The sequence below is a fragment of the Massilia sp. GER05 genome (assembly GCF_052056005.1).
In the GTDB taxonomy this organism is placed as follows: domain Bacteria; phylum Pseudomonadota; class Gammaproteobacteria; order Burkholderiales; family Burkholderiaceae_D; genus Telluria; species Telluria orientalis.
The window spans coordinates 1440296-1461119 of the sequence record NZ_CP178858.1; the positions used below are offsets into that span (position 1 = coordinate 1440296).

The following is a 20824-nucleotide window of genomic DNA, read 5'->3' on the forward strand; positions in this document are numbered from 1 at the left end:
AATATGAAACTCACACGGATTACCCCGTGGCTCCGCCCCGTGCTGATCGCAGGCACGGCAGCGGGGCTGCTGGCCAGCTGCTCGACGCTGAATTACTACACCCAGGCCGCCCAAGGGCAGCTTGAACTCCTGTCGGACGCCCGTCCGATCGATGACTGGATCGCCGACCCCGGCACCAGTACCAAACTGCGCCATCGCCTCGAGACGGCGCGCCAGATCCGCCGCTTCGCAGTTGCCGAAATGGCTTTACCCGACAACAACAGTTATAAAAACTACGCGGCGCTGAAGCGGCAATACGTGTTGTGGAACGTCGTCGCGACGCCCGAGCTGTCGCTGCGGCCCCTGCAATGGTGCTTCCCCGTCGCCGGGTGCGTGAACTACCGCGGCTATTACAACAAGGAAGCGGCCGAGTCGTACGCGAAGGAATTGCGCGACGCCGGTGACGACGTCGAGGTCGGCGGCGTGGCCGCGTATTCGACCTTGGGCTGGTTCAGTGATCCGCTGATCTCCACGTTCATCAATTACCCGGACGGCGAACTGGCGCGCATGATTTTCCACGAGCTGGCGCACCAGATCGTGTACGTGCAGGGCGATTCGCAATTCAACGAAGCGTTCGCGTCGACGGTGGAAGAGGTCGGCGTCGAGCGCTGGATGGAGCGCTTCGGCAACCAGCAGATGCGCGACGCCTATGCGCGCTACTGGAGCCGCAAGAAGGATTTCCTCGGTTTGCTGATGAAGTACCGCAAGGCGCTCGAGCAGAATTACGCGCTCGTCGACCGCAGCGATGCGCAGAAGCGGGCCGTCAAGGCGCGTTTGTTCCAGGAGTTGAAGGACGAATACCAGGTCCTGAAGGGCAATTGGGGCGGGTATGCAGGGTATGATCGGTTCTTCGAGCAGCCGTTGTCGAACGCCCACCTGGCATCGATCGCGACCTACGAGGATTTCGTGCCGGCGTTCCGCGCGCTATTGCAATGCGAGGGCAGCTTCCCGAAATTCTATAACGCCGTCAAAAAACTGGCCGACATGGACCGTTCCGACCGCCACCGCGTGCTGAACGCCCTGGTGCCGCCGCTCGTGACGGCACCGTTGATGGTGCAGCGCAGCGAAACGCGACCGTAGCCATTTACGTCAAACGTCGATAGAGTCGTTGTTCGAAAAGCGCAAAAGTGCTTGCGTCCGCGGGCGCTGCCCGATAGCATCTTGTTTGATAATATCAGCACGACCGTGCGATTTTTTTTTGGGCCGCGCTCAGAACGATAACGATACTGGAGACAGAGGCACCGATGGACAAGATTTGGCTCAAGGCTTACCCGCCCGGCGTGCCGGCGGAAATCGATCCCGACCAGTATGGTTCGCTGGTGCAAATGCTGGAGGAATCGTTCCGCAAGTATGCGGCGAACAACGCGTACGTCTGCATGGACAAGTTCCTCACCTACGGGGAACTGGACAACATGTCGAAGCGCCTGGCGGCCTGGCTGCAGAGCCGCGGCATGAAGCCGGGCGCGCGCGTGGCGGTCATGATGCCGAACGTGCTGCAATACCCGGTGGCGCTGGCCGCGATCCTGCGCGCGGGCTATACGGTCGTCAACGTCAATCCGCTGTACACGCCGCGCGAGCTGGAACACCAGCTGAAGGATTCGGGCAGCGAAGCCATCATCGTGCTCGAGAACTTCGCGCACACGGTCGAGCAGGTACTGAGTAAAACGCTGGTGCGCCACGTCGTCGTGGCCAGCATGGGCGAGCTGCTGGGCGGTGCCAAGGGCATGCTCGTCAACTTCGTCGTCCGCAACATCAAGAAGATGGTGCCGGACTTTACGATCCCGCACATGGTGCGCTTCAAGGACGCGCTGGCGCAGGGCGCGAAGATGCCGTTCCAGGCGGCGCAGCTGAAGAGCGGCGACGTCGCCTTTTTACAGTACACGGGCGGCACGACGGGCGTGTCGAAGGGCGCGACGCTCACGCACCGCAACGTCATCGCCAACATCCTGCAGACGGAGGCGTGGTCGAAGCCGGCGATGAGCCAGCCGCCGCTCGTCGAATTCCCCACCATCGTGTGCGCGCTGCCGCTGTACCACATCTTCGCGCTGACGGCGTGCGCGCTGTGGGGCATGCGCGTGGGCGCGCTGAACATCCTGATCCCGAACCCGCGCGACATCCCGGGGTTCATCAAGGAGCTCAAGAAGTACCGCATCAACATGCTGCCCGCAGTGAACACCTTGTACAACGCGCTGGTGAACCACCCCGATTTCAAGGACGTCGATTTCAGCGCGCTGAAGGTCTCCAACGGCGGCGGCATGGCCGTGCAGCAGGCTGTCAACGACAAGTGGAAGTCGCTCACGGGCACCAACATCATCGAAGGCTACGGCCTGTCGGAGACGTCGCCCGTGGCCACGTGCAACCGCTGCGACGTGCCCGGCTTCACCGGCACGATCGGCCTGCCGGTGCCGTCGACGGACATCGCCATCGTCGACGACGACGGCCGCCCGCTGCCGGTGGGCAGCATCGGCGAGATCGCGATCCGCGGTCCGCAGGTGATGGCCGGTTACTGGAACCGTCCGGACGAGACGGCGAAGGTCATGACGGCGGACGGCTTCTTCAAGTCGGGCGACGTCGGCATCATGGACGACAACGGCTACGTGAAGATCGTCGACCGCAAGAAGGACATGATCCTCGTGTCGGGCTTCAACGTGTATCCGAACGAACTGGAAGCGGTGATCGCGGCGCATCCGGGCGTGCTGGAATGCGCGGTGGTCGGCGTGCCGGACGAGCATTCCGGCGAGGCCGTGAAGGTGTTCGTCGTGCGCAAGGATGCGAGCCTGACGGCCGAGCAGCTGATGGACTACTGCAGGCGCGAGCTCACCGGCTACAAGAAGCCCAAGTACATCGAATTCCGCACCGAGCTGCCAAAGACGAACGTCGGCAAGATCCTGCGCCGCGCGCTGCGCGAGGAAAAGCAGGCGGCGTAACGGATGTGACGACAAGCGCATGAGACGTCATCCCCGCGGAGGCGGGGATCCAATTTTGCATGCAACGCGATGACGCGAGCAGAAATTGGGCCCCTGCCTTCGCAGCGGCGACGGGCCGCCGTTCGGCGGCTTTTTTTGCGCATACGATTTATATGATTGAGAACTAGCGAGGCAATGACATGGACAAATTCTGGCTGAAGTCGTACGAGGCGGGCGTGCCTGCGGAAATCGACTGGACGCAGTACCGCTCCCTCACGCACCTGCTGGAGGATTCCTTCCGCAAGTACGCCAACCGCAACGCCTTTGCGTGCATGGGCAAGTCCATGTCGTTCGCGGAGCTGGACAAGCTGTCCGGCGCGATGGCCGCGTGGCTGCAGCAGAAGGGCCTGGCGCCGGGCGCGCGCGTGGCGATCATGCTGCCGAACGTGCTGCAGTATCCGGTGGCGATGGCCGCCATCCTGCGCGCCGGCTACACCATCGTCAACGTCAACCCGCTGTACACGGCGCGCGAATTGCAGCACCAGCTGAACGATTCGGGCGCGGAAGCCATCGTCGTGCTGGAGAACTTCGCGCACACCGTCGCCGAAGTCGCGCACAACACGAAGCTCAGGCACGTCATCGTCGCCACCATGGGCGACCTGCTCGGCGTGAAGGGCCTGCTCGTCAACTTCGTCGTCCGCACCGTCAAGAAGATGGTGCCGGCGTGGTCGCTGCCGTCCGCCGTGCCGTTCAAGCGCATGCTGGCCGAAGGCGCGCGCCTGTCCCGCAAGCCGGTCGAGTGCGGCCATGAAGACGTCGCCTTCCTGCAGTACACGGGCGGCACGACGGGCGTGTCGAAGGGCGCGGTGCTGAAGCATAAGAATGTGATCGCCAACGTGCTGCAGAACGAAGCCTGGTTCGCGCCGACGCTGGCCAAGATCCCGGCCGGCGAGACGCCGATCTTCGTGTGCGCGCTGCCGCTGTACCACATCTATGCGCTGACCGTGTGCGCCCTGATGGGCCTGCGCGCGGGCGGCACGAACCTCCTGATCCCGAACCCGCGCGACATCGGCGGCTTCATCAAGGAGCTCAAGAAATACCGCATGCACGTCTTCCCGGCCGTGAACACGCTGTACAACGGCCTGCTGAACCATCCGGAGTTCGCGAGCCTGGATTTCTCGGGCCTGAAGGTCTGCCCGGGCGGCGGCATGGCCGTGCAGAAGGCCGTGGCCGACAAATGGCTCGCGGTGACGGGCGCGCCGATCGTCGAAGGCTACGGCCTGTCGGAGACGTCGCCGGTGGTTGCCGCCAACCGCTGCGACATCACCGAATTCACGGGCACCATCGGCTTTGCGCTGCCCTCGACGGAGCTGCGCATCATCGACGAATCCGACAACGAAGTCCCGTTCGGCACGGCCGGCGAGATCGCCGTGCGCGGCCCGCAGGTGATGGCCGGGTACTGGCAGCGTCCGGACGAGACGGCGAAGGTCATGACGCGCGACGGGTTCTTCAAGACCGGCGACATCGGGGTGATGAACGCCAGCGGCGCCGTGAAGATCGTCGACCGCAAGAAGGACATGATCCTCGTTTCCGGCTTCAACGTGTACCCGAACGAAGTGGAAGACGTCGTCGCCGCGCACCCGGGCGTGCTGGAAGTGGCGTGCGTGGGCGTGCCGGACCAGCATTCCGGCGAGGCCGTCAAGCTGTACGTCGTCAAGAAGGACAAGACGCTGACCAAGGACGACCTGCTGGCCTTCTGCAAGGAACAGCTGACGGGCTACAAGCGGCCGAAATACGTCGAGTTCCGCGACAGCCTGCCCAAGACGAACGTCGGCAAGATCCTGCGGCGCGAGCTGCGGGATGAAAAGCAGACTGCCTAACCGTCGTCCCCGCGGAGGCGGGGACCCATGCTGAGCATCAGTAATCGCGATACCTGAAGCGCCGCAGCATTTCTAACGTTGCGACGCCGGCGCCTCAGCTTGGATTCCCGCCTGCGCGGGAATGACGGTTTTTAATGCAGCGGCAAGAAACACGTTCTAGACCGCCGTGATCTCCACCCCAGGCTTCCCATCCTCGACCCGAAAGGCCGCCAGCTCCCGCTGGACGGTCTTCGGATCGCGCACCTCGTCCAGCCCGATGAAATGCGTGCGCGTCTCGCCGGGGGTGATCTCCATGAGCATGTACCCCCGCTTGTCGCTGCGCCCGTACCGGACGTGCGGGTTCATCGCCACGTATTGCGACGTGCGCAGCTGCGGGCGCGAATTCGACGTGACCGACGTGCCGACGAATTCCGTCGCCACGACCGGGTTTGCTTTCGATACGGGCCGGTTGAAATCGCGCCGCAGCTCCGTCGCGTAGAACGTGTGCACGTCGCCGCCCAGCACGAGCGGGTTCGCGGCGCGCGTGTCCACGAGCGTGTCGAGGAGGCGCCGGCGCGCGACCGGGTAGCCGTCCCACCCGTCCGTCCAGAAGCGGCCGCCGTCGACACTTCCCACCGGGATCTGCGACGACTGCGCCATCATCGTCTGCTGCGCGAGGGCGTTCCAGCGCGCCTTCGACGACGCCAGCCCCGCCTTCAGCCACGCTTCCTGCTCCGCCCCCAGCATCGTGCGGCGCGGGTCGAGCAGGGCGGGGCAGGCGCGCGGCGTCACGGAATTCGAGCCGCCGATGCCCGGATGCGAGCACGCTTCCCACGCGCGGTACTGGCGGTCGTCGAGCACGTGGAAGCGCGCGAGGCGCCCCCAGTCGTAGCGCTGGAACATGCGCACGCTCGCGAAGCTGCGTGGCGGCGGCAGGCGCAGCGGCATGTGCTCGTAAAAGGCCTGGTAGGCGGCCGCGCGCCGTTGCACGAAGGTCGGCGACAGGCGCTCGTCGCGGTCCGCCGCGTAGTCGTTCGCGACTTCGTGGTCGTCCCACGTGACGATCCACGGCGCGATCAGGTGCGCGGCCTGCAGGTCCGGGTCGGTCTTGTATTGCGCGTAGCGGCGGCGGTAGTCGGCCAGCGTGAACGACTCGTCCTGGCGCACGATCCGCACGCCCGGCGCCGGATGCTGCAGGCGGTACGCGCCCCATTCGTAGATGTAATCGCCGAGGAAGGCGACGAGGTCCGGGTTCGCCTGCGCGAGGTAGCGGTGCGCCGCATAGCTGCCGAATTCCCAGTGCTGGCACGACGCGACGGCGAGTTTCAGGCTGTCCGGCATGCTGTCCGGCGCCGGCGCCGTGCGCGTGCGGCCGACGGGGCTGACGGCGTCGCCCAGCATGAAGCGGTACCAGTACCAGCGCCCCGGTTCCAGGCCGCGCACGTCCACGCGCACGCTGTGCGCCAGCTCCGGCGTCGCGACGGCGGTGCCCTGCGCGGCGATCTTGCGGAACGCGCCGTCGTGCGCCACTTCCCAGCGCAAGGCGAGGGCGAGCGGCGGCGTCCTGGTCGCGTCGAGCGGATCGGGCGCGACGCGCGTCCACAGGATCACGGAATCGGGCAGGGGCGAGCCCGACGCGACGCCAAGGCTGAACGGATAGCCGGCCGCGTTCGACGGTTTGGCGAGCAGCAGCGACGACGATGCCGCCGCGAGCCGCGCGGCGTTCAGCAGGAACAGACGGCGCGGCCAGGTCATCGGGAGGCGATTACTGCGCGATCAGCGATTCGAGCGGCGGCAACTGGCGCGGCTTGCGGTCCGGGCCCGTGGCGACATAGGTCAGCGTTGCTTCCGTCACCTTGACGACGTCCGTCTGCAGGCGGTTGCGCTCCGCATAGACCTCGACGTAGACGGTGATCGACGTATTGCCGACCTTGACGATGTCGGCGTAGAACGACAGCAGGTCGCCGACGAACACGGGATTCTTGAACACGAAGGAATTCACGGCGATGGTGGCAACGCGGCCGTTTGCGCGGCGCACGGCCGGCAGCGAGCCGGCCACGTCGACCTGCGCCATGATCCAGCCGCCGAACACGTCCCCGTAGACGTTCGCATCGGACGGGGCGGGCATCATCCGCAGCACGGGCATCTTTCCTTCAGGCAGGCGGGTGATGGACGGGGTGGTGTTTACTGGCTGGGTCATCTTGAATTCTCGGTAAAGGCTACAATCCTCTCGATTGAACCATAAAACCTCGAGCCCTGCCATGCGACGCTCCTCTCCGAACTCCCTGCCGCCCGCCGCCGACCCGAACGCCAAACGGAACGACTGGGCCACCATCGCCACCTTACTGCCCTATTTGTGGGTCTATAAATGGCGCGTGCTGGCCGCACTGATCTGCCTCGTCGGCGCCAAGATGGCGAACGTCGGCGTGCCGCTCGTGCTGAAAAAGCTCATCGATGCGCTGACGATCAGCCCGACGGATCCGCACGCCCTGCTCGTGCTGCCGCTCGGCGCGCTGGTCGCGTACGGCGCGCTGCGCTTTTCGACGACGCTGTTCACCGAGCTGCGCGAATTTTTATTCGCGCGCGTGACGCAGCGCGCCGTGCGCACGATCGCGCTGAAAGTGTTCCGGCACTTGCACGCGCTGTCGCTGCGCTTCCACCTGAACCGCCAGACGGGCGGCATGACGCGCGACATCGAGCGCGGCACGCGCGGCGTCAGCTCGCTCGTGTCGTACTCGCTGTTCTCGATCCTGCCGACGCTCGTCGAGATCACGCTGGTGCTGGGTTACCTCGGCACGCACTACGACGCCTGGTTCGCGGGCATCACCGCGATCGCGCTGGTCACCTACATCACGTTCACCGTCACCGTGACGGAATGGCGCACGCACTTCCGCCGCACGATGAACGAGCTGGATTCGAAGGCGAACACGAAGGCGATCGACTCGCTGATCAACTACGAGACGGTCAAATACTTCGGCAACGAGGACTACGAGGCCAGGCGCTACGACGAAGGCCTGCAGAAGTACGAGCAGGCCGCCGTGCGTTCGCAGACGTCGCTGTCGTTCCTGAACACGGGCCAGTCGCTGATCATCGCGGCGGCCGTCACGGCGATCCTGTGGCGCGCGACGCAGGGCGTGATCGACAAGACGATGACCCTGGGCGACCTCGTGCTCGTGAACTCGTTCATGATCCAGCTGTACATCCCGCTCAACTTCCTCGGCGTGATCTACCGCGAGATCAAGCAGAGCCTCGCGGACATGGAGCGGCTGTTCGGACTCCTCGAGCAGAACCGCGAAGTGGCGGATTCACCGGACGCCAGGCCGCTCGCGACGCACGGGGCAAGAGTGGAATTCTCGCATGTGGAATTCAGCTATGACCCGAACCGCCAGATCCTGTTCGACGTCGACTTCACGATCCCGCCCGGCACCACGACGGCCGTGGTGGGCCACAGCGGCTCGGGCAAGTCGACGCTGTCCCGCCTGCTGTTCCGCTTCTACGACGTGCAGCAAGGGGCCATACGCATCGACGACCAGGACGTGCGCAACGTGACGCAGGATTCGCTGCGCTACGCGATCGGCATCGTCCCGCAGGACACGGTGCTGTTCAACGACACCATCGAATACAACATCGCCTACGGCCGTCCGGGCGCGAGCCGCGCGGACATCGTGGCGGCGGCGCGCGCGGCGTCGATCCACGACTTCATCGAAACCCTGCCGGACGGCTATGCGACAATGGTGGGTGAACGCGGCCTCAAACTGTCGGGCGGCGAGAAGCAGCGGGTCGCCATCGCGCGCACCCTGCTGAAGAATCCCGCGATCCTGATCTTCGACGAAGCCACGTCGGCGCTCGATTCGAAGTCGGAGCAGGCGATCCAGGCGCAGCTGAAGGAAATCGCGAAGCAGAGAACGACGCTCGTCATCGCGCACCGCCTGTCGACCATCGCGGACGCCCACCAGATCCTCGTGCTCGACCACGGCCGCATCGTCGAACGGGGCACGCATGCCGCGCTGATCGCGGCGGACGGCCTGTACCGGCAGATGTGGGACCGCCAGCAGGCAAGGCAGGACGAGGACCTGGCGTCACCGCCGGTCGAAGTGGTACAAGATTAAGGATTGAACAGGATGGAAAAACAGATCGTCGAGATCGACATGGCCGACGTCGGCCACGGCAACCCGGCCTGGATCGCCGCGCTGGAAGCGGGCAAGGTGCTGTACTTCCCCAACTTCGCGCAGCACGGCTTCGCGCCGCAGAAGGAAGAGCTGGCGCTGTTCCGCGAAGACATCCGCGACCCCAAGATCCGCAACATCAGCCTGTCCACGAGCGGCGACCTGAAAGGCGTCGTCGGCGACGATGCGACGAAGGCGCTGATGGCCGGGATGATCGGCCGCTTCCGCGCCGAGGCCGAGGGCCTGCTCGCGAACCTGGTGCCGCGCTACGGCGAGTACCTGCGTCGCGGCGCGACGAGCTTCCGGCCGTCCGTCGTGCAGAACCGCGTGCAATCGTGGCGCGCCGACGACCGCCGCATGCACGTCGACGCCTTCCCGTCGCGCCCGAACTACGGCGAGCGCCTGCTGCGCGTATTCACCAACGTGAACCTGGAAGGCGAACCGCGCGTGTGGCGCGTGGGCGAACCGTTCGAGGACGTGGCGCGCCGCTTCCTGCCGAAGGTGAAGCCGTATTCGGCATGGCAGGCGAAGGTGCTGAATGCGCTGCACGTGACGAAGTCGCTGCGCAGCGAATACGACCACATCATGCTGCAGCTGCACGACGCGATGAAGTCGGACCTCGATTACCAGAAGAACGCGCCGCAGGTCACCTTCAACTTCCCGCCGGGCTGCGCGTGGGTGTGCTTCTCGGACCAGACCTCGCACGCCGTGATGGCGGGGCAGTACATGATGGAGCACACGCTGCAGCTGTCGCCCATGCACCAGTACGACAAGGAGGCGAGTCCGCTGGCGATCCTGACCAGGATGCAGGGACACGCACTGGTTTGACGATGAAAAACGGCCGCAATCGCGGCCGTTTTCGATGATGCATGCGTTGTCGTGGGCACGGGGTGCCCACCCTACGGTAATGCGTACATCGTAGGGTGGGCTCCCCGAGCCCACGCGGAAGCCACCAACTCAATACGTGTAGAACATCCGCTGAATCTCCTTGGTGCTGTTGGTCTTCGTGAGCGCCAGCATCAGCAGGATGCGCGCCTTCTGCGGATTCAAGGTATCGGCCACGACGAAGTCCAGCTGGTCGTCATTCGCTTCGCCATTGCGCGCCACGATGCCCTGGCCCACGCGGCTCGCGCGCACGATGATCACGCCTTTTTCGCGTGCGGCCGACAGCGCCGGGCGCACCTTGTTCGGCAGGCTGCCGTCACCGACACCCGCGTGGATCAGGCCCTTGGCACCGGCGGCGACCAGCGCGTTGACGGCGGTCGGGCCCACGTTCGCGTAGGTGTAGGCAATGTCGACCTGCGGCAGGGCCGACAGGTTGCTCACGTCGAATTCCGTGTCGACCGTGTGCTTGCGGGTCGAGGCGCGGTAGAAGTGCGCCTTGTTGCCCACCACGTAGCCCAGCAGACCCAGTTCCGTCGCCTTGAACGTGTCGGTGGTCGTCGTGTTGGTCTTGCTGACGTCGCGCGCGGCGTTGATCTGGTCGTTCAGCACGACGAGCACGCCCTTGCCGACGGCGTCCGGGCTGCCGGCCGTCAGTACGGCGTTGTACAGGTTGATCGGGCCGTCGGCCGAGATCGCGGTCGACGGACGCATCGCGCCCACCACCACGACCGGCTTCCTGCTCTTGACGACGAGGTCGAGGAAGTAGGCGGTTTCCTCGATCGTGTCGGTGCCGTGCGTGATGACGATGCCGTCCACGTCCGGCTTGGCCAGCAGCGTGTTGACGCGCTTCGCCAGCGTGAGCCAGTGCTCGTTGCTCATGTTTTCGCTGGCGATCTGGAACACCTGTTCGCCGGTCACGTTGGCGACCTGCTTCAGTTCCGGGACGGCCTTGATCAGGTCATCGACGCCGACCTTGGCGGCCGTGTAGCCGACCGTCGTCGTGCTGGTGGCACCCGTGCCGGCGATGGTGCCGCCGGTCGCGAGGATCACGATGTTGGGCAGGCGGGCCGCCGTCTGGGCTTGGGCGGATGCGGCCAGCAGCGTCATGAGGCACAGTGCGAACCACGTGCGTACAATTTTTAAGAACATCAGATCTCCTTTTTTAACAATTTTTGGAAGGCAAAAAAAAGGCTCCTTGGGAGGAGCCTGGTTCGGGGTGCCGGTCAGCGCAACGGCGCTGTGGCGATGTCCTTGTCGGCGAGCGCGGGATCGGTGAGATCCCCCTCCCACTTCGCGACGACCGCGGTGGCGATGCCGTTGCCGATCACGTTCGTGGCCGAGCGGCCCATGTCGAGGAAGTGGTCGATACCGAGCAGCAGCAGCAGGCCGGCTTCGGGAATATGAAACTGGTTCAGCGTGGCGGCGATGACGACGAGCGACGCGCGCGGCACGCCGGCCATGCCTTTCGACGTCAGCATCAGCACGAGCATCATGGTCATCTGCGTGGACAGCGCCAGCTCGATGCCGTAGGCCTGGGCGATGAAGACGGAGGCGAAGGTGCAATACATCATCGAGCCGTCCAGGTTGAACGAGTAACCGATCGGCAGCACGAACGCGGCCAGGCGGTTCTTGACGCCGAAGCGCTCCAGGCCTTCCAGCGTCTTCGGATACGCCGCTTCCGACGACGCGCAGGTGAACGCGAGGATGGTCGGCTCGCGCAGCAGGCCGAGGAGCTTGAACAGGCGCGGGCCGACGAACAGCATGCCGATCGCGATCAGGATGCACCACAGCAGCGCGATGCCGAGGTAGAACTCGCCCATGAACTTGCCGTAGGTGCCGAGCACGCCGACACCGCTCGTGGCGACGACGCCGGCGACGGCCGCGAACACGGCGAACGGCGCGAAGTTCATCACATAGCCCGTCACTTTCAGCATCACGTGCGCGGCGCCGTCGATGGCGGCGATCATCGGCGCGGCGCGATCGCCGATGGCGGCGGCGCCGGTGCCGAAGAAGATCGAGAAGATCACGATCTGCAGGATCTCGTTCCTGGCCATGCCGTCGAAGATCGACGTCGGCACGAGGTGGGTGATGAAGTCCTTCAGCGTGAGGCCGGAAGCGGTGATGCCCGACGAGGCGCCGGCCGCCGGCAGGGTGCCGGACAACGCCATCGCGTCGCCCGGGCGGAACAGGTTCACGAGGATGAGACCCAGCGTGAGCGACAGGAGGGAAGCGATGATGAACCAGCCCAGCGCCTTGATGCCGATGCGGCCGACTTCCGCGGCGTCGCCCATCTTGGCGATGCCCACCACCAGCGTGGAGAACACGAGCGGTGCGATGATCATCTTGATCAGGCGGAGGAACAGCGTGGTGACCAGCGACATCGTGTCGGCGAAGCCTTTGGGATCGGCGAGATTCGTGTGCGCGATGTAGCCGGCGGCGATGCCGAGCGCCAGGCCCACGAGGATCCAGGTGGTGAGGCGGTTTCTTTTGTTCATAAGCTTCCTCTAGGGTGGCGGATGGCGGAGCAGGGGAGATCGTCCGTCCTGTTCCGCTGCCGTGGCACAATCTCGTGCAAGATCAGGGAGTTGCCGGGTGCCTGGTGCTGCGATATTGACAAGTCCCGGCAGTATCCTAGGCGTTGATGGTACTGTCAAGCAAACCTAAATCCGACGAAAACAAATGATAGAAATCGACAACGTCAGCAAGTGGTACGGCCCTGTCCAGGTTCTGCGCGACTGCACGACACGCGTCGCGCGCGGCGACGTGGTGGTCGTGTGCGGGCCGTCCGGTTCCGGCAAGTCGACGCTCATCAAGACCGTCAACGGCCTCGAACCCTTCCAGCAGGGGACGATCAGGGTGGACGGCACGTCCGTCGGCGACCCGGCCACGCGCCTGCCGGCGCTGCGCGCGCGCATCGGCATGGTGTTCCAGAATTTCGAGCTGTTCCCGCACCTGTCCGTCCGCGACAACCTGACGCTCGCGCAGGTCAAGGTACTCGATCGGTCGCGCGACGAGGCGGCGGCCAACGGTTTGACATACCTGGACCGCGTGGGCCTGCTGGCGCACCAGGACAAATTCCCGGCCCAGCTCTCGGGCGGCCAGCAACAGCGCGTGGCGATCGCGCGGGCGCTCGCGATGGACCCCGTCGCGATGCTGTTCGACGAGCCCACGTCCGCGCTCGATCCGGAAATGGTGGGCGAAGTGCTGGACGTGATGACTGGCCTGGCGCAGGAGGGCATGACGATGATGGTCGTGACGCACGAGATGGGATTTGCGCGCCGCGTCGCGGACCGTGTCGTGTTCATGGACGAGGGGCGGATCGTCGAGGACAGCGCCGGCGAGGCGTTCTTCGAGGCGCCGCAGTCGGCACGGGCGAGAGAATTTTTGGCGCGGATTATCCACTAGCCCCAAGACCGCCGCCCCCGAGCAGGCGGGGGCCCGGTTTCTCATGCAGCCCGGCAGTGCGACGAACCTGGATTCCCGCCAAGGGGGGCGCCTAGCCCGGGGATGACGAATCACAGGTTCCGTAGCACCAAATTCACCCCACCGGTGATCAGCACGACCCACACCGCCTGCTTGATCCGCTCCGCCGGCAGCCACTGGTGCAACCGGTTGCCGACATACAGCCCGCCGAGCGCGAACGGCAGCAGCACGATGGCCAGCAGCGGCAGCGCCGGCTGGCTGTACAGGCCCGCGCCTGTAAACAGCACGAGGCGCGAGATGGCGCTGAAGAACAGCACGCCGCTGAGGGTGGCGCGCAGGGCCAGCTTGTCGTCCAGGCGGCTCGTGAGGAAGATCGTGTAGAACGGCCCGCCGGTGCCGAACAGCGCCGTGAAGATGCCGCCCACGACGCCGAACGGCACTGCCCACGCGGGCGCAAACGGCGGCAGCTTGCGGCGCGCGAACAGGCTCCAGGCCGAATAGCCCAGGATGAACAGGCCGAGCACGACCAGCAAGGTGCGCTCGGGCGCACGCACGAGCGCGAGCACGCCGACGGCCATCCCGACCGCCATGAACGGGATGAGGCGCAGCGCTTCGCGCTTGTCGATGTGGCGGCGGTTCTTCACGCCCAGCAACACATTCGAGACAAAGTCGAAGATGAGCATCAGCGGCACCGCCATGCGCAGCGGCATGAACAGCACGAGCAGCGGCATCGCCGTCACGGACGAGCCGAACCCGGTCAGCCCCAGCACCGTGTAACCGAACACGATGATGAGCGCCAGCTGGGCGAGCGTGAGCAGATCGAACGTCATGCCACGATTTTAGCCCTAACGGGTGATTTCATTCTGTATTGCAATGTATCGTGCGTAGCAAACAACGCGTGCCGGCAACTTGACCTCCTAGTAAAATGTCGGGGTTCGCAATCCGAGAGCCGCCATGTCCATCATCGAATCCCCCGACACCCTCACCATCACCCGCCCCGACGACTGGCACCTGCACCTGCGCGACGGCGCGGCCATGGCCAGCGTGCTGCCGCACAGCGCGCGCCAGTTCGCCCGCGCCATCGTTATGCCGAACCTGAAGCCGCCCGTCACGACGGCCGCGCTGGCTGCCGAATACCGCGCGCGCATCCTCGCCGCGCTGCCGCAAGGCATGAGCTTCGAGCCGCTGATGACGTTGTATCTGACTGACAACACGGAACCGGACGAGATCCGCCGCGCGCGCGACACCGGCTTCATCCACGGTGTGAAACTGTACCCGGCCGGCGCCACGACGAATTCCGCCGCCGGCGTGACCGATCTGCGCAAGTGCTATAAAACGCTGGAAGTGATGCAGGAACTGGACATGCCGCTGCTGACGCACGGCGAAGTCACGGACCAGCACATCGACCTGTTCGACCGCGAAGCCGTGTTCATCGAGCGCGTGATGCGTCCGCTGCGCCGCGACTTCCCGGAACTGCCGATCGTGTTCGAGCACATCACGACGAAGGACGCGGCCGAGTACGTGGCCGAGGCCGAAGGCCCGATCGCCGCGACGATCACGGCGCACCACCTGCTGTACAACCGCAACGAGATCTTCAAGGGCGGCATCCGCCCGCACTACTACTGCCTGCCCGTGCTGAAGCGCGAGGAACACCGCCTGGCGCTGGTGACGGCGGCGACGAGCGGCGACGAACGCTTCTTCCTCGGCACCGACTCCGCGCCGCACGCCATCCACACGAAGGAAGCCAGCTGCGGCTGCGCCGGCTGCTACACGGCGCTGCACGCGATGGAGCTGTACGCCACCGCCTTCGAACAGGCCGGCGCGCTGGATAAACTGGAAGCGTTCGCGAGCCTGAACGGCCCGGCCTTCTACGGCCTGCCGGTGAACGAGGGTACGATCACCCTGAAGCGCGAGGCGTGGAGCCTGCCGGCGACGGTGCCGATGGGCGAGCAGGAACTCGTCCCGCTGAACGCGGGCGAACAGATCGGCTGGAAGATGCTGTAACGGGATGTTCCCCGAGATCGACTGGGCGCGGCCGTGGTACGACACGGTGCGTCCCGCCTTCGACAGTCTGTCCGCCGGGCCGTTCATCGATGGTTTCAACGCGAACGCGGCGCGGCTCGGCCTCGTCAACGTGGACGGCCAGCCGATCCGCTTCGTGCCCCAGGCCGACCTGCCGGAGGGCGTGGCGTACGAAGCCTTCATCGGCGCCACGGGGTGCGTGCCCACGCGCGCGAACCTGCACGATTTTTTCAACGGCCTCGTGTGGCAGACCTTTCCGCGCATCAAGCGGGAACTGAACGCGCTGCAGGCCGCGCAGATCGCGCAGGCGGGCGTCGGCAAATCGCGCGGACCGGCGCGCGACGCCGCCACCATTTTTGATGAGAATGCCGCGCTGCTCGTCGTGCGCGACGATGCTGCCGGCCACGCGCTCGTCGCCGACCTGCGTGCGCATCGATGGCGCTCGGCCCTGTTCGACAAGCGCGACTTGTTCGGACGCGATGCCGAACTGTGGCTGTTCGGCCACGCGCTGATGGAAAAGCTCGTCGCGCCGCGCAAGGCGATCACGGCCCATGTGCGCGTCGTGTTCGCCTGCGACGATTTTTTTGCGCTCGACCGCGAGGGACGCCGCGACTGGATCGATGGCGCGGTGTCCAAGGCGATAGCGGCCGAGGGCCTGTCCACGGCCGGCTTCACCCCGCTGCCCGTGCTGGGCGTGCCGGGCTGGTGGCCGGACCAGGACGAAGCCTTTTATCTCGACCACACCGTGTTCCGGCCCAAAAGGCCGGCCAGCACCACCGAAGGAGGACACCATGACCGATAAGGTACGTTGGGGCATCCTTGGCACGGGCAAGATTGCCAAGGCCTTTGCCTCCGCATTGAAAGACACGCCAGAACGCGCGGCTCGCCGGCGTCGGCTCGCGCAACCTGGCCAGCGCCGAATGGTTCACCCGCGAGTTCGGCGGCACGGCGTACGCATCGTACGAAGACCTCGTGCATGCGCCCGACGTGGATCTCGTCTACGTCGGCACGCCGCACCCCATGCATTACGAGAACGTGCGTTTGGCACTGGAAGCCGGCAAGGGCGTCCTGTGCGAAAAGGCGTTCACGGTGAATCGCCGGCAGGCCGAGGAACTCGTGCAACTCGCGCGCGAGAAAAACCTGTTCCTGATGGAGGCGATGTGGACGCGCTTCCTGCCCGCGCTGGCCGAGGTGCGCCGCATCGTCGACTCGGGCGAGATCGGCACCGTGCGCCAGGTGAACGCGGACCTCGGCTTCAAGGCCGAATTCGGCCCGGAACACCGTTTGTTCAACCCGGTGCTGGGCGGCGGCGCGCTGCTCGACCTGGGCATCTATCCGCTGTCGATCGCCGTGGCGCTGCTGGGTCCCGTGGACACCGTGCTGGCCCATGCCGACATCGGCCCGACCGGTGTCGACGAGCAGACGGGCATCCTGCTGCGCCACAGCGGCGGCGGCCTGTCCGTGTGCAGCTGCTCGCTGCGGGCGCGCCTGCCGAGCGAGCTGACGATTGCCGGCGAACGTGGCCACGTCCGCATGAACACGATGTTCTACCGCACGCAGACGGTGACGGTGGTGCGCGCCGACGGCATCGCGCGCACCGTGCCCACGCCGTACATCGGCAACGGCTACGTGCACGAAGTGATCGAGGCGCAGCGCTGCTGGCGCGCGGGCCTGATTGAGAGTCCCGGCATGACACATGCGGACACGCTGGCGCTGATGGGCGTGATGGACGAGATCCGGCGCCAGATCGGCCTGACCTATGACGCCGATTCGACACAGATGAGCGGCACACCACCCAAGGAGAATGCATGAAACGCGACCCTCGTTCGACCAGCCGCATGCGGCGCCTGAAGCCGCGCCAGCGCAAGAAGCTGCGCGTCGGCGAATTCCAGGAACACTGCTTCGACGTCGAACTCGTCTTCCACAACCCGATGCGCGGCGAGCCGTATCACGACTTCATCAACGACTTCTTCGGCGCGCTGGAAGAACGGGGCCTGCTGGGCGGCGGCTTCGGCGGCCGCGAGCCGTTCAGCGAGACGGAAGGCGTCATTGCCCGCATCGAGCGCGGCTCGCCGTCGGAAGAAGACCGCGAAGCCGTGATCGCGTGGCTGCGTGCGCGGCCGGAAGTCGTCGACGCGCGCGCCAAGGACTTCAAGGACGCGTGGCACGGTTACGGCTTTTAATACGGTCGAGTTGTAAGGATCTGTCAGCGCGGTAACGGATTGTAAAGCCCGTCAACAGGCGGGTAGGCCGCGCCGTTTTAGGGACAAGTGCAGCGCAAAACGACCTGCACCGAACCCCAAAAACTCCGAGGACCCTTCATCATGAAAAAGACCATTGCTACCCTGATCGCCGGCCTGTTCGCAACCGCTGCCTTCGCCCAGGCGCCCGCGCCTGCCGCTACCACGCCGGCCGCGGCCAAGGTCGAAGCCAAGCAGGAGAAGCAGGCCGCCAAGGCTGAAGTGAAGGAAACGAAAGCCGCCGCGAAAGCCGACGTCAAGGAAGCCAAGAAGGAAGCCAAGGCCAACGTGAAGGAAGCCAAGCTTGATGCCAAAGCCGACGTCAAAGAGGCCAAGCTTGACGCCAAGGAAGTCAAGAACGAAGCCAAGGCCGACGTGAAGGAAGCGAAAGCCGATGCCAAGCATGCAAAGGCCGAGCACAAGGCTGAACTGAAGGCGGAAAAGGCTGAACACAAGGCAACGACCGTCGCCGCTGCCAAATAAGCGTTCTTTACGCCGTCACAAAGCCCGCGCGATGCGGGCTTTTTTGTTGTGCGCCCAGCATGGGCGCACTCTTGTGGGTGAAAGTCCCGCCGCAAGCTGACCACAGCGAGCGAAGTGAAGCGCAACTGCGTGAGGGCGACCGGGTCGGAAGCCGATGAAAGCGGGCCTGGTGCGCGGTTCGGCACTGCGACCTCAACTGTTCCAACCGCCTGGTGCGGACCCGCATGGCGGGCCCCTATCCCGATATGGCAGGCGGCGCCGATAAGCAATAATCGTTGCACACCCTGTAAGCATCTGTCAGGCACGTAACCGATTGTAAAGTTCGTCAACACACGGACAGACGGGCTCGTTGATGGGATAAGTCACACACAACGATGTGCACATTGACCGACAACCGAAAGGACCCTTCATCATGAAAAAAACCATCGTTACCCTGATCGCCGGCCTGTTCGCCACCGCAGCTTTCGCCCAGGCGCCTGCTCCCAAGCAAGCAGTGCTGGTCAACAACGCCGATGTGAAGGCAACGAAGACGGAGACGAAGGCAGCGCCGGCCGAAGCCAAGGCAGCGCAAGCCGACGTGAAGGAAGCGCACGCCGATGCGAAGACGGCAAAGACCCATGCCAAAGAAGCAAAAGCCAGCGCCAAGCATGCGAAAGCCAAGACGAAGCATGCCGTGAAAGAAGAAACGGCCGCCACGACGGCACCGGCACCGGCCGATGCAGCGACTCCAGCCACCCCGGCCGCTCCGGCCGCCATGGGCAGCTCGGGTACCGCGGGCACGTCGGATTCCTCGGCGACCCCGGCTACGCCGGCCACTCCGGCCACCCCGGCTGATCCTGAAACGCCGGCGACCCCGGCACCGGAAGCCGCACCCGCCGCACCGGTCACCCAGTAACTCTACGAGCATCTTCACGAAGCCCGCGCGATGCGGGCTTTTTTTATTCCGCCCCCTGTTCCGCGTGCATCGCACGGAATAGCCCCGGACTCACGCCGAAGCGGCGCGCGAACGCCTTCGACAACTGGCCCGCCGCCGCGTAGCCCGCCTGCGCGGCCACCGTCTTCAGCGCCATCGACGTCTGCAGCAGCGTGCGCGCGTGGTCGAGGCGCAGCGTCTCGACGAAGCGCGCCGGCGTCTCGCCCAGCGCGTCCGTGAAGCGGCGGTGGAACGTGCGCGGCGACATGCCCGCGCGCGCCGCCAGGCTGGCCACGTCGAGTTCTTGGTCCAGGTGCGTGCGGATCCAGTCGACGAGGTCCGCGAACGGGCTGTCCGCCTTTTCCTGCGCCGCCAGCACGGTGCTGAACTGCGACTGGTAGCCGGGCCGGCGCGCATACAGCACGAGCCGGCGCGCGATGGCGTTGGCGACGGCGTCGCCCAGGTCGCGCGCGACGAGCGCCAGGCACATGTCGATGCCGGTGGTGACGCCGGCCGACGTCCACACGCGGCCGTCCTCCACGTACAGCGCATTCGCATCGACGTCGACGCCGGGATGCCTGCGCCCGAGGATGTCCGTCGCTTCCCAATGCGTGGCGACGCGCTTGCCGTCCAGCAGGCCGCACGCGGCCAGCGCGAACGCGCCCGTGCACACGGACCCGTAGCGGCGCGCGCGGGCACAGGCGCGCCGCAGCCACGCTTGCGCGGCCGGGTCCTGCGCGAGCGCCTGCAGGCCGCGCTTGCTGCCGCCGGCGACCAGCACCGTGTCCATCGCGCCCGGCTTCACGGCGGCCAGCGGCGTCGTCACGACCGCGAGACCGCAGTTCGTGGTCACGTGGCCGCCCTGCGGCGACAGGATGTGGATGCGATAGAACGCGCGTCCCGTGAGGTGGACGGCGGCGTCGTTGGCCGCGCCGAACACGGCGGCGGGGCCGGTGACGTCGAGCACCTGGACGTCGTCGAAGGCGATCAGGGCAACCTGGCGCGCTTTGGAAGGCCCGGATGGCATGGCAGGAATCGACACAAGTTTGACATTGCTGCCAATGCTAGCGGGTTCCTAGAATGGCGTCACCATCCATCGACAACGGAGCCTGCCATGACTGACACCCTGCACATCGGATTCCTGCTGTTCCCGCGCGTGACCCAGCTCGACCTGACCGGTCCCGCCCAGATCCTGAGCCGCGTCCCCGGCGCCCGGGTACACCTCGTGTGGAAGACGCGCGATCCGGTGCCGACCGACGTCGGCTTCACCATCAACCCCACGACCACCTTCGCCGACTGCCCGCAGCTGGACGTGCTGTGCGTGCCGGGCGGCTTCGGCATCGAAGACCTGTTCGGCGATGCCGACACGCTGGCTTTCCTGCGCCGTCAGGGACAGCAGGCGCGCTATGTCACGTCCGTGTGCAACGGCTCGCTCGTGCTGGGCGCGGCCGGCCTGCTCGACGGCTACCGCTCCGCATGCCACTGGACCTGGTTGCCGTTCCTGACGCACTTCGGCGCCATACCCGTCGCGGAGCGGATCGTGCGCGACCGTAACCGGATCTCGGGCGGCGGCGTGACGGCGGGGATCGACTTCGGCCTCGCGCTGGCGGCCGAACTGGCCGGCGACGACGTCGCGCGCATGATCCAGCTGGCGCTCGAATACGACCCGCAGCCGCCGTTCGATGCGGGCTCGCCGCAGGGCGCCGGCGCCGAGCTCGTGGCGCGCTACCGCGAGATGGTGGCGCCGCGGCTGGCGCGGGTCGAGGCGGCGCTGGCGCAAACGGCTGGGCTGTAAGAGATTGTCAGGCGCGTAAGCATTTGTAAATCGCGTCAACAGGGGAGTGTTCCCGGCCGTTTTCAGGCACAAGCGACGCGCAAACGTGGTCGC

At 65.7% G+C, this 20824-nt stretch carries 19 protein-coding genes; 13 read left to right on the forward strand and 6 right to left on the reverse strand.

All coding sequences use genetic code 11. The features are described 5' to 3' along the window. Positions 1 to 3 precede the first annotated feature (3 nt). From ACL58G_RS06395 to ACL58G_RS06405, 3 genes are all read left to right on the forward strand, one after another. Positions 4 to 1119, forward strand: a complete 1116-nt coding sequence (locus tag ACL58G_RS06395; RefSeq protein ID WP_440965801.1) for an aminopeptidase — start codon at positions 4 to 6, stop codon at positions 1117 to 1119. A gap of 164 nt (positions 1120 to 1283) precedes the next feature. Continuing rightward, entirely contained in the window at positions 1284 to 2966 is a 1683-nt protein-coding gene (locus ACL58G_RS06400) for a long-chain-fatty-acid--CoA ligase (RefSeq protein WP_440965803.1), read from the forward strand. A gap of 179 nt (positions 2967 to 3145) precedes the next feature. Then, entirely contained in the window at positions 3146 to 4825 is a 1680-nt protein-coding gene (locus ACL58G_RS06405) for a long-chain-fatty-acid--CoA ligase (protein WP_440965805.1), read from the forward strand. Positions 4826 to 4981: 156 nt separating this feature from the next. Here the strand turns inward: ACL58G_RS06405 and ACL58G_RS06410 are convergent, their stop codons facing one another. Together ACL58G_RS06410 and ACL58G_RS06415 are read right to left on the reverse strand one after the other, a co-directional pair. After that, positions 4982 to 6559: an alkaline phosphatase D family protein gene (locus ACL58G_RS06410; RefSeq protein WP_440965807.1), complete on the reverse strand. Its 1578-nt coding sequence runs from the start codon at positions 6557 to 6559 to the stop codon at positions 4982 to 4984. A 10-nt stretch (positions 6560 to 6569) separates the two neighbouring features. Then, positions 6570 to 7004, reverse strand: a complete 435-nt coding sequence (locus ACL58G_RS06415) for an acyl-CoA thioesterase (RefSeq protein ID WP_413338854.1) — start codon at positions 7002 to 7004, stop codon at positions 6570 to 6572. Between the two features lie 61 nt (positions 7005 to 7065). Between ACL58G_RS06415 and ACL58G_RS06420 the strand changes: the two genes are divergently transcribed. Beyond that, positions 7066 to 8913 (forward strand): ABCB family ABC transporter ATP-binding protein/permease, encoded by a 1848-nt coding sequence (locus ACL58G_RS06420; RefSeq protein WP_440965809.1) that lies wholly within the window; start codon positions 7066 to 7068, stop codon positions 8911 to 8913. 12 nt (positions 8914 to 8925) lie between these two features. Beyond that, positions 8926 to 9798: a Kdo hydroxylase family protein gene (locus ACL58G_RS06425; RefSeq protein ID WP_413381391.1), complete on the forward strand. Its 873-nt coding sequence runs from the start codon at positions 8926 to 8928 to the stop codon at positions 9796 to 9798. Positions 9799 to 9927: 129 nt separating this feature from the next. Here ACL58G_RS06425 and ACL58G_RS06430 read toward each other — a convergent pair whose 3' ends face one another. Beyond that, a complete protein-coding gene (locus ACL58G_RS06430; protein WP_440965812.1) occupies positions 9928 to 11004 on the reverse strand; it encodes a type II asparaginase in 1077 nt (358 codons plus the stop codon). A 74-nt stretch (positions 11005 to 11078) separates the two neighbouring features. Then, positions 11079 to 12350 carry a dicarboxylate/amino acid:cation symporter gene (locus ACL58G_RS06435; protein WP_056329705.1) on the reverse strand — a complete coding sequence of 424 codons (1272 nt, stop codon included), beginning with the start codon at positions 12348 to 12350 and terminating at the stop codon, positions 11079 to 11081. 184 nt (positions 12351 to 12534) lie between these two features. Between ACL58G_RS06435 and ACL58G_RS06440 the strand changes: the two genes are divergently transcribed. Further along, complete coding sequence (locus tag ACL58G_RS06440; RefSeq protein WP_413381393.1) at positions 12535 to 13260, forward strand: amino acid ABC transporter ATP-binding protein; 726 nt, start codon at positions 12535 to 12537, stop codon at positions 13258 to 13260. A 110-nt stretch (positions 13261 to 13370) separates the two neighbouring features. Here the strand turns inward: ACL58G_RS06440 and ACL58G_RS06445 are convergent, their stop codons facing one another. Further along, the gene (locus tag ACL58G_RS06445; RefSeq protein ID WP_440965815.1) at positions 13371 to 14108 is read right to left on the reverse strand and encodes a sulfite exporter TauE/SafE family protein; all 738 of its coding nucleotides are present in this window, start codon (positions 14106 to 14108) and stop codon (positions 13371 to 13373) included. Positions 14109 to 14232: 124 nt separating this feature from the next. Here ACL58G_RS06445 and pyrC point away from each other — a divergent pair, with 124 nt between their 5' ends. The 6 genes from pyrC (at position 14233) to ACL58G_RS06475 (ending at position 18918) form a co-directional block, all read left to right on the forward strand. Further along, positions 14233 to 15282: a dihydroorotase gene (gene pyrC, locus ACL58G_RS06450; protein ID WP_413381397.1), complete on the forward strand. Its 1050-nt coding sequence runs from the start codon at positions 14233 to 14235 to the stop codon at positions 15280 to 15282. Positions 15283 to 15286: 4 nt separating this feature from the next. Next, on the forward strand, positions 15287 to 16102 hold the full coding sequence (locus ACL58G_RS06455) for a DUF3025 domain-containing protein (RefSeq protein ID WP_413381399.1): 816 nt from the start codon (positions 15287 to 15289) through the stop codon (positions 16100 to 16102). Between the two features lie 104 nt (positions 16103 to 16206). Continuing rightward, positions 16207 to 17112, forward strand: a complete 906-nt coding sequence (locus ACL58G_RS06460) for a Gfo/Idh/MocA family protein (protein ID WP_440967975.1) — start codon at positions 16207 to 16209, stop codon at positions 17110 to 17112. After that, on the forward strand, positions 17109 to 17483 hold the full coding sequence (locus ACL58G_RS06465) for a 50S ribosome-binding protein YggL (protein WP_056123727.1): 375 nt from the start codon (positions 17109 to 17111) through the stop codon (positions 17481 to 17483). The genes ACL58G_RS06460 and ACL58G_RS06465 overlap by 4 nt, the downstream gene beginning before the upstream one ends. A 141-nt stretch (positions 17484 to 17624) precedes the next feature. Then, entirely contained in the window at positions 17625 to 18023 is a 399-nt protein-coding gene (locus ACL58G_RS06470) for a hypothetical protein (protein ID WP_440965817.1), read from the forward strand. A 412-nt stretch (positions 18024 to 18435) separates the two neighbouring features. Continuing rightward, positions 18436 to 18918: a hypothetical protein gene (locus ACL58G_RS06475; RefSeq protein ID WP_440965819.1), complete on the forward strand. Its 483-nt coding sequence runs from the start codon at positions 18436 to 18438 to the stop codon at positions 18916 to 18918. 43 nt (positions 18919 to 18961) lie between these two features. On the opposite strand, the gene ACL58G_RS06480 is transcribed toward ACL58G_RS06475, so the two are convergent. Beyond that, positions 18962 to 19963 (reverse strand): GlxA family transcriptional regulator, encoded by a 1002-nt coding sequence (locus ACL58G_RS06480; protein ID WP_440965820.1) that lies wholly within the window; start codon positions 19961 to 19963, stop codon positions 18962 to 18964. A gap of 87 nt (positions 19964 to 20050) precedes the next feature. Between ACL58G_RS06480 and ACL58G_RS06485 the strand changes: the two genes are divergently transcribed. After that, positions 20051 to 20731 carry a DJ-1/PfpI family protein gene (locus ACL58G_RS06485; protein WP_413381409.1) on the forward strand — a complete coding sequence of 227 codons (681 nt, stop codon included), beginning with the start codon at positions 20051 to 20053 and terminating at the stop codon, positions 20729 to 20731. Positions 20732 to 20824: the final 93 nt, after the last annotated feature.

Excerpts from the sequence above, each read along its gene's own strand:
- ACL58G_RS06480 (WP_440965820.1), bottom strand. The coding sequence starts at position 19,963 with ATGCCATCCGGGCCTTCCAAAGCGCGCCAGGTTGCCCTGATCGCCTTC.
- ACL58G_RS06455 (WP_413381399.1), top strand. The coding sequence starts at position 15,287 with ATGTTCCCCGAGATCGACTGGGCGCGGCCGTGGTACGACACGGTGCGT.
- pyrC (WP_413381397.1), top strand. The coding sequence starts at position 14,233 with ATGTCCATCATCGAATCCCCCGACACCCTCACCATCACCCGCCCCGAC.
- ACL58G_RS06425 (WP_413381391.1), top strand. The coding sequence starts at position 8,926 with ATGGAAAAACAGATCGTCGAGATCGACATGGCCGACGTCGGCCACGGC.
- ACL58G_RS06465 (WP_056123727.1), top strand. The coding sequence starts at position 17,109 with ATGAAACGCGACCCTCGTTCGACCAGCCGCATGCGGCGCCTGAAGCCG.
- ACL58G_RS06440 (WP_413381393.1), top strand. The coding sequence starts at position 12,535 with ATGATAGAAATCGACAACGTCAGCAAGTGGTACGGCCCTGTCCAGGTT.
- ACL58G_RS06485 (WP_413381409.1), top strand. The coding sequence starts at position 20,051 with ATGACTGACACCCTGCACATCGGATTCCTGCTGTTCCCGCGCGTGACC.
- ACL58G_RS06410 (WP_440965807.1), bottom strand. The coding sequence starts at position 6,559 with ATGACCTGGCCGCGCCGTCTGTTCCTGCTGAACGCCGCGCGGCTCGCG.
- ACL58G_RS06470 (WP_440965817.1), top strand. The coding sequence starts at position 17,625 with ATGAAAAAGACCATTGCTACCCTGATCGCCGGCCTGTTCGCAACCGCT.
- ACL58G_RS06420 (WP_440965809.1), top strand. The coding sequence starts at position 7,066 with ATGCGACGCTCCTCTCCGAACTCCCTGCCGCCCGCCGCCGACCCGAAC.
- ACL58G_RS06445 (WP_440965815.1), bottom strand. The coding sequence starts at position 14,108 with ATGACGTTCGATCTGCTCACGCTCGCCCAGCTGGCGCTCATCATCGTG.
- ACL58G_RS06405 (WP_440965805.1), top strand. The coding sequence starts at position 3,146 with ATGGACAAATTCTGGCTGAAGTCGTACGAGGCGGGCGTGCCTGCGGAA.
- ACL58G_RS06415 (WP_413338854.1), bottom strand. The coding sequence starts at position 7,004 with ATGACCCAGCCAGTAAACACCACCCCGTCCATCACCCGCCTGCCTGAA.
- ACL58G_RS06475 (WP_440965819.1), top strand. The coding sequence starts at position 18,436 with ATGAAAAAAACCATCGTTACCCTGATCGCCGGCCTGTTCGCCACCGCA.
- ACL58G_RS06395 (WP_440965801.1), top strand. The coding sequence starts at position 4 with ATGAAACTCACACGGATTACCCCGTGGCTCCGCCCCGTGCTGATCGCA.
- ACL58G_RS06430 (WP_440965812.1), bottom strand. The coding sequence starts at position 11,004 with ATGTTCTTAAAAATTGTACGCACGTGGTTCGCACTGTGCCTCATGACG.
- ACL58G_RS06435 (WP_056329705.1), bottom strand. The coding sequence starts at position 12,350 with ATGAACAAAAGAAACCGCCTCACCACCTGGATCCTCGTGGGCCTGGCG.
- ACL58G_RS06400 (WP_440965803.1), top strand. The coding sequence starts at position 1,284 with ATGGACAAGATTTGGCTCAAGGCTTACCCGCCCGGCGTGCCGGCGGAA.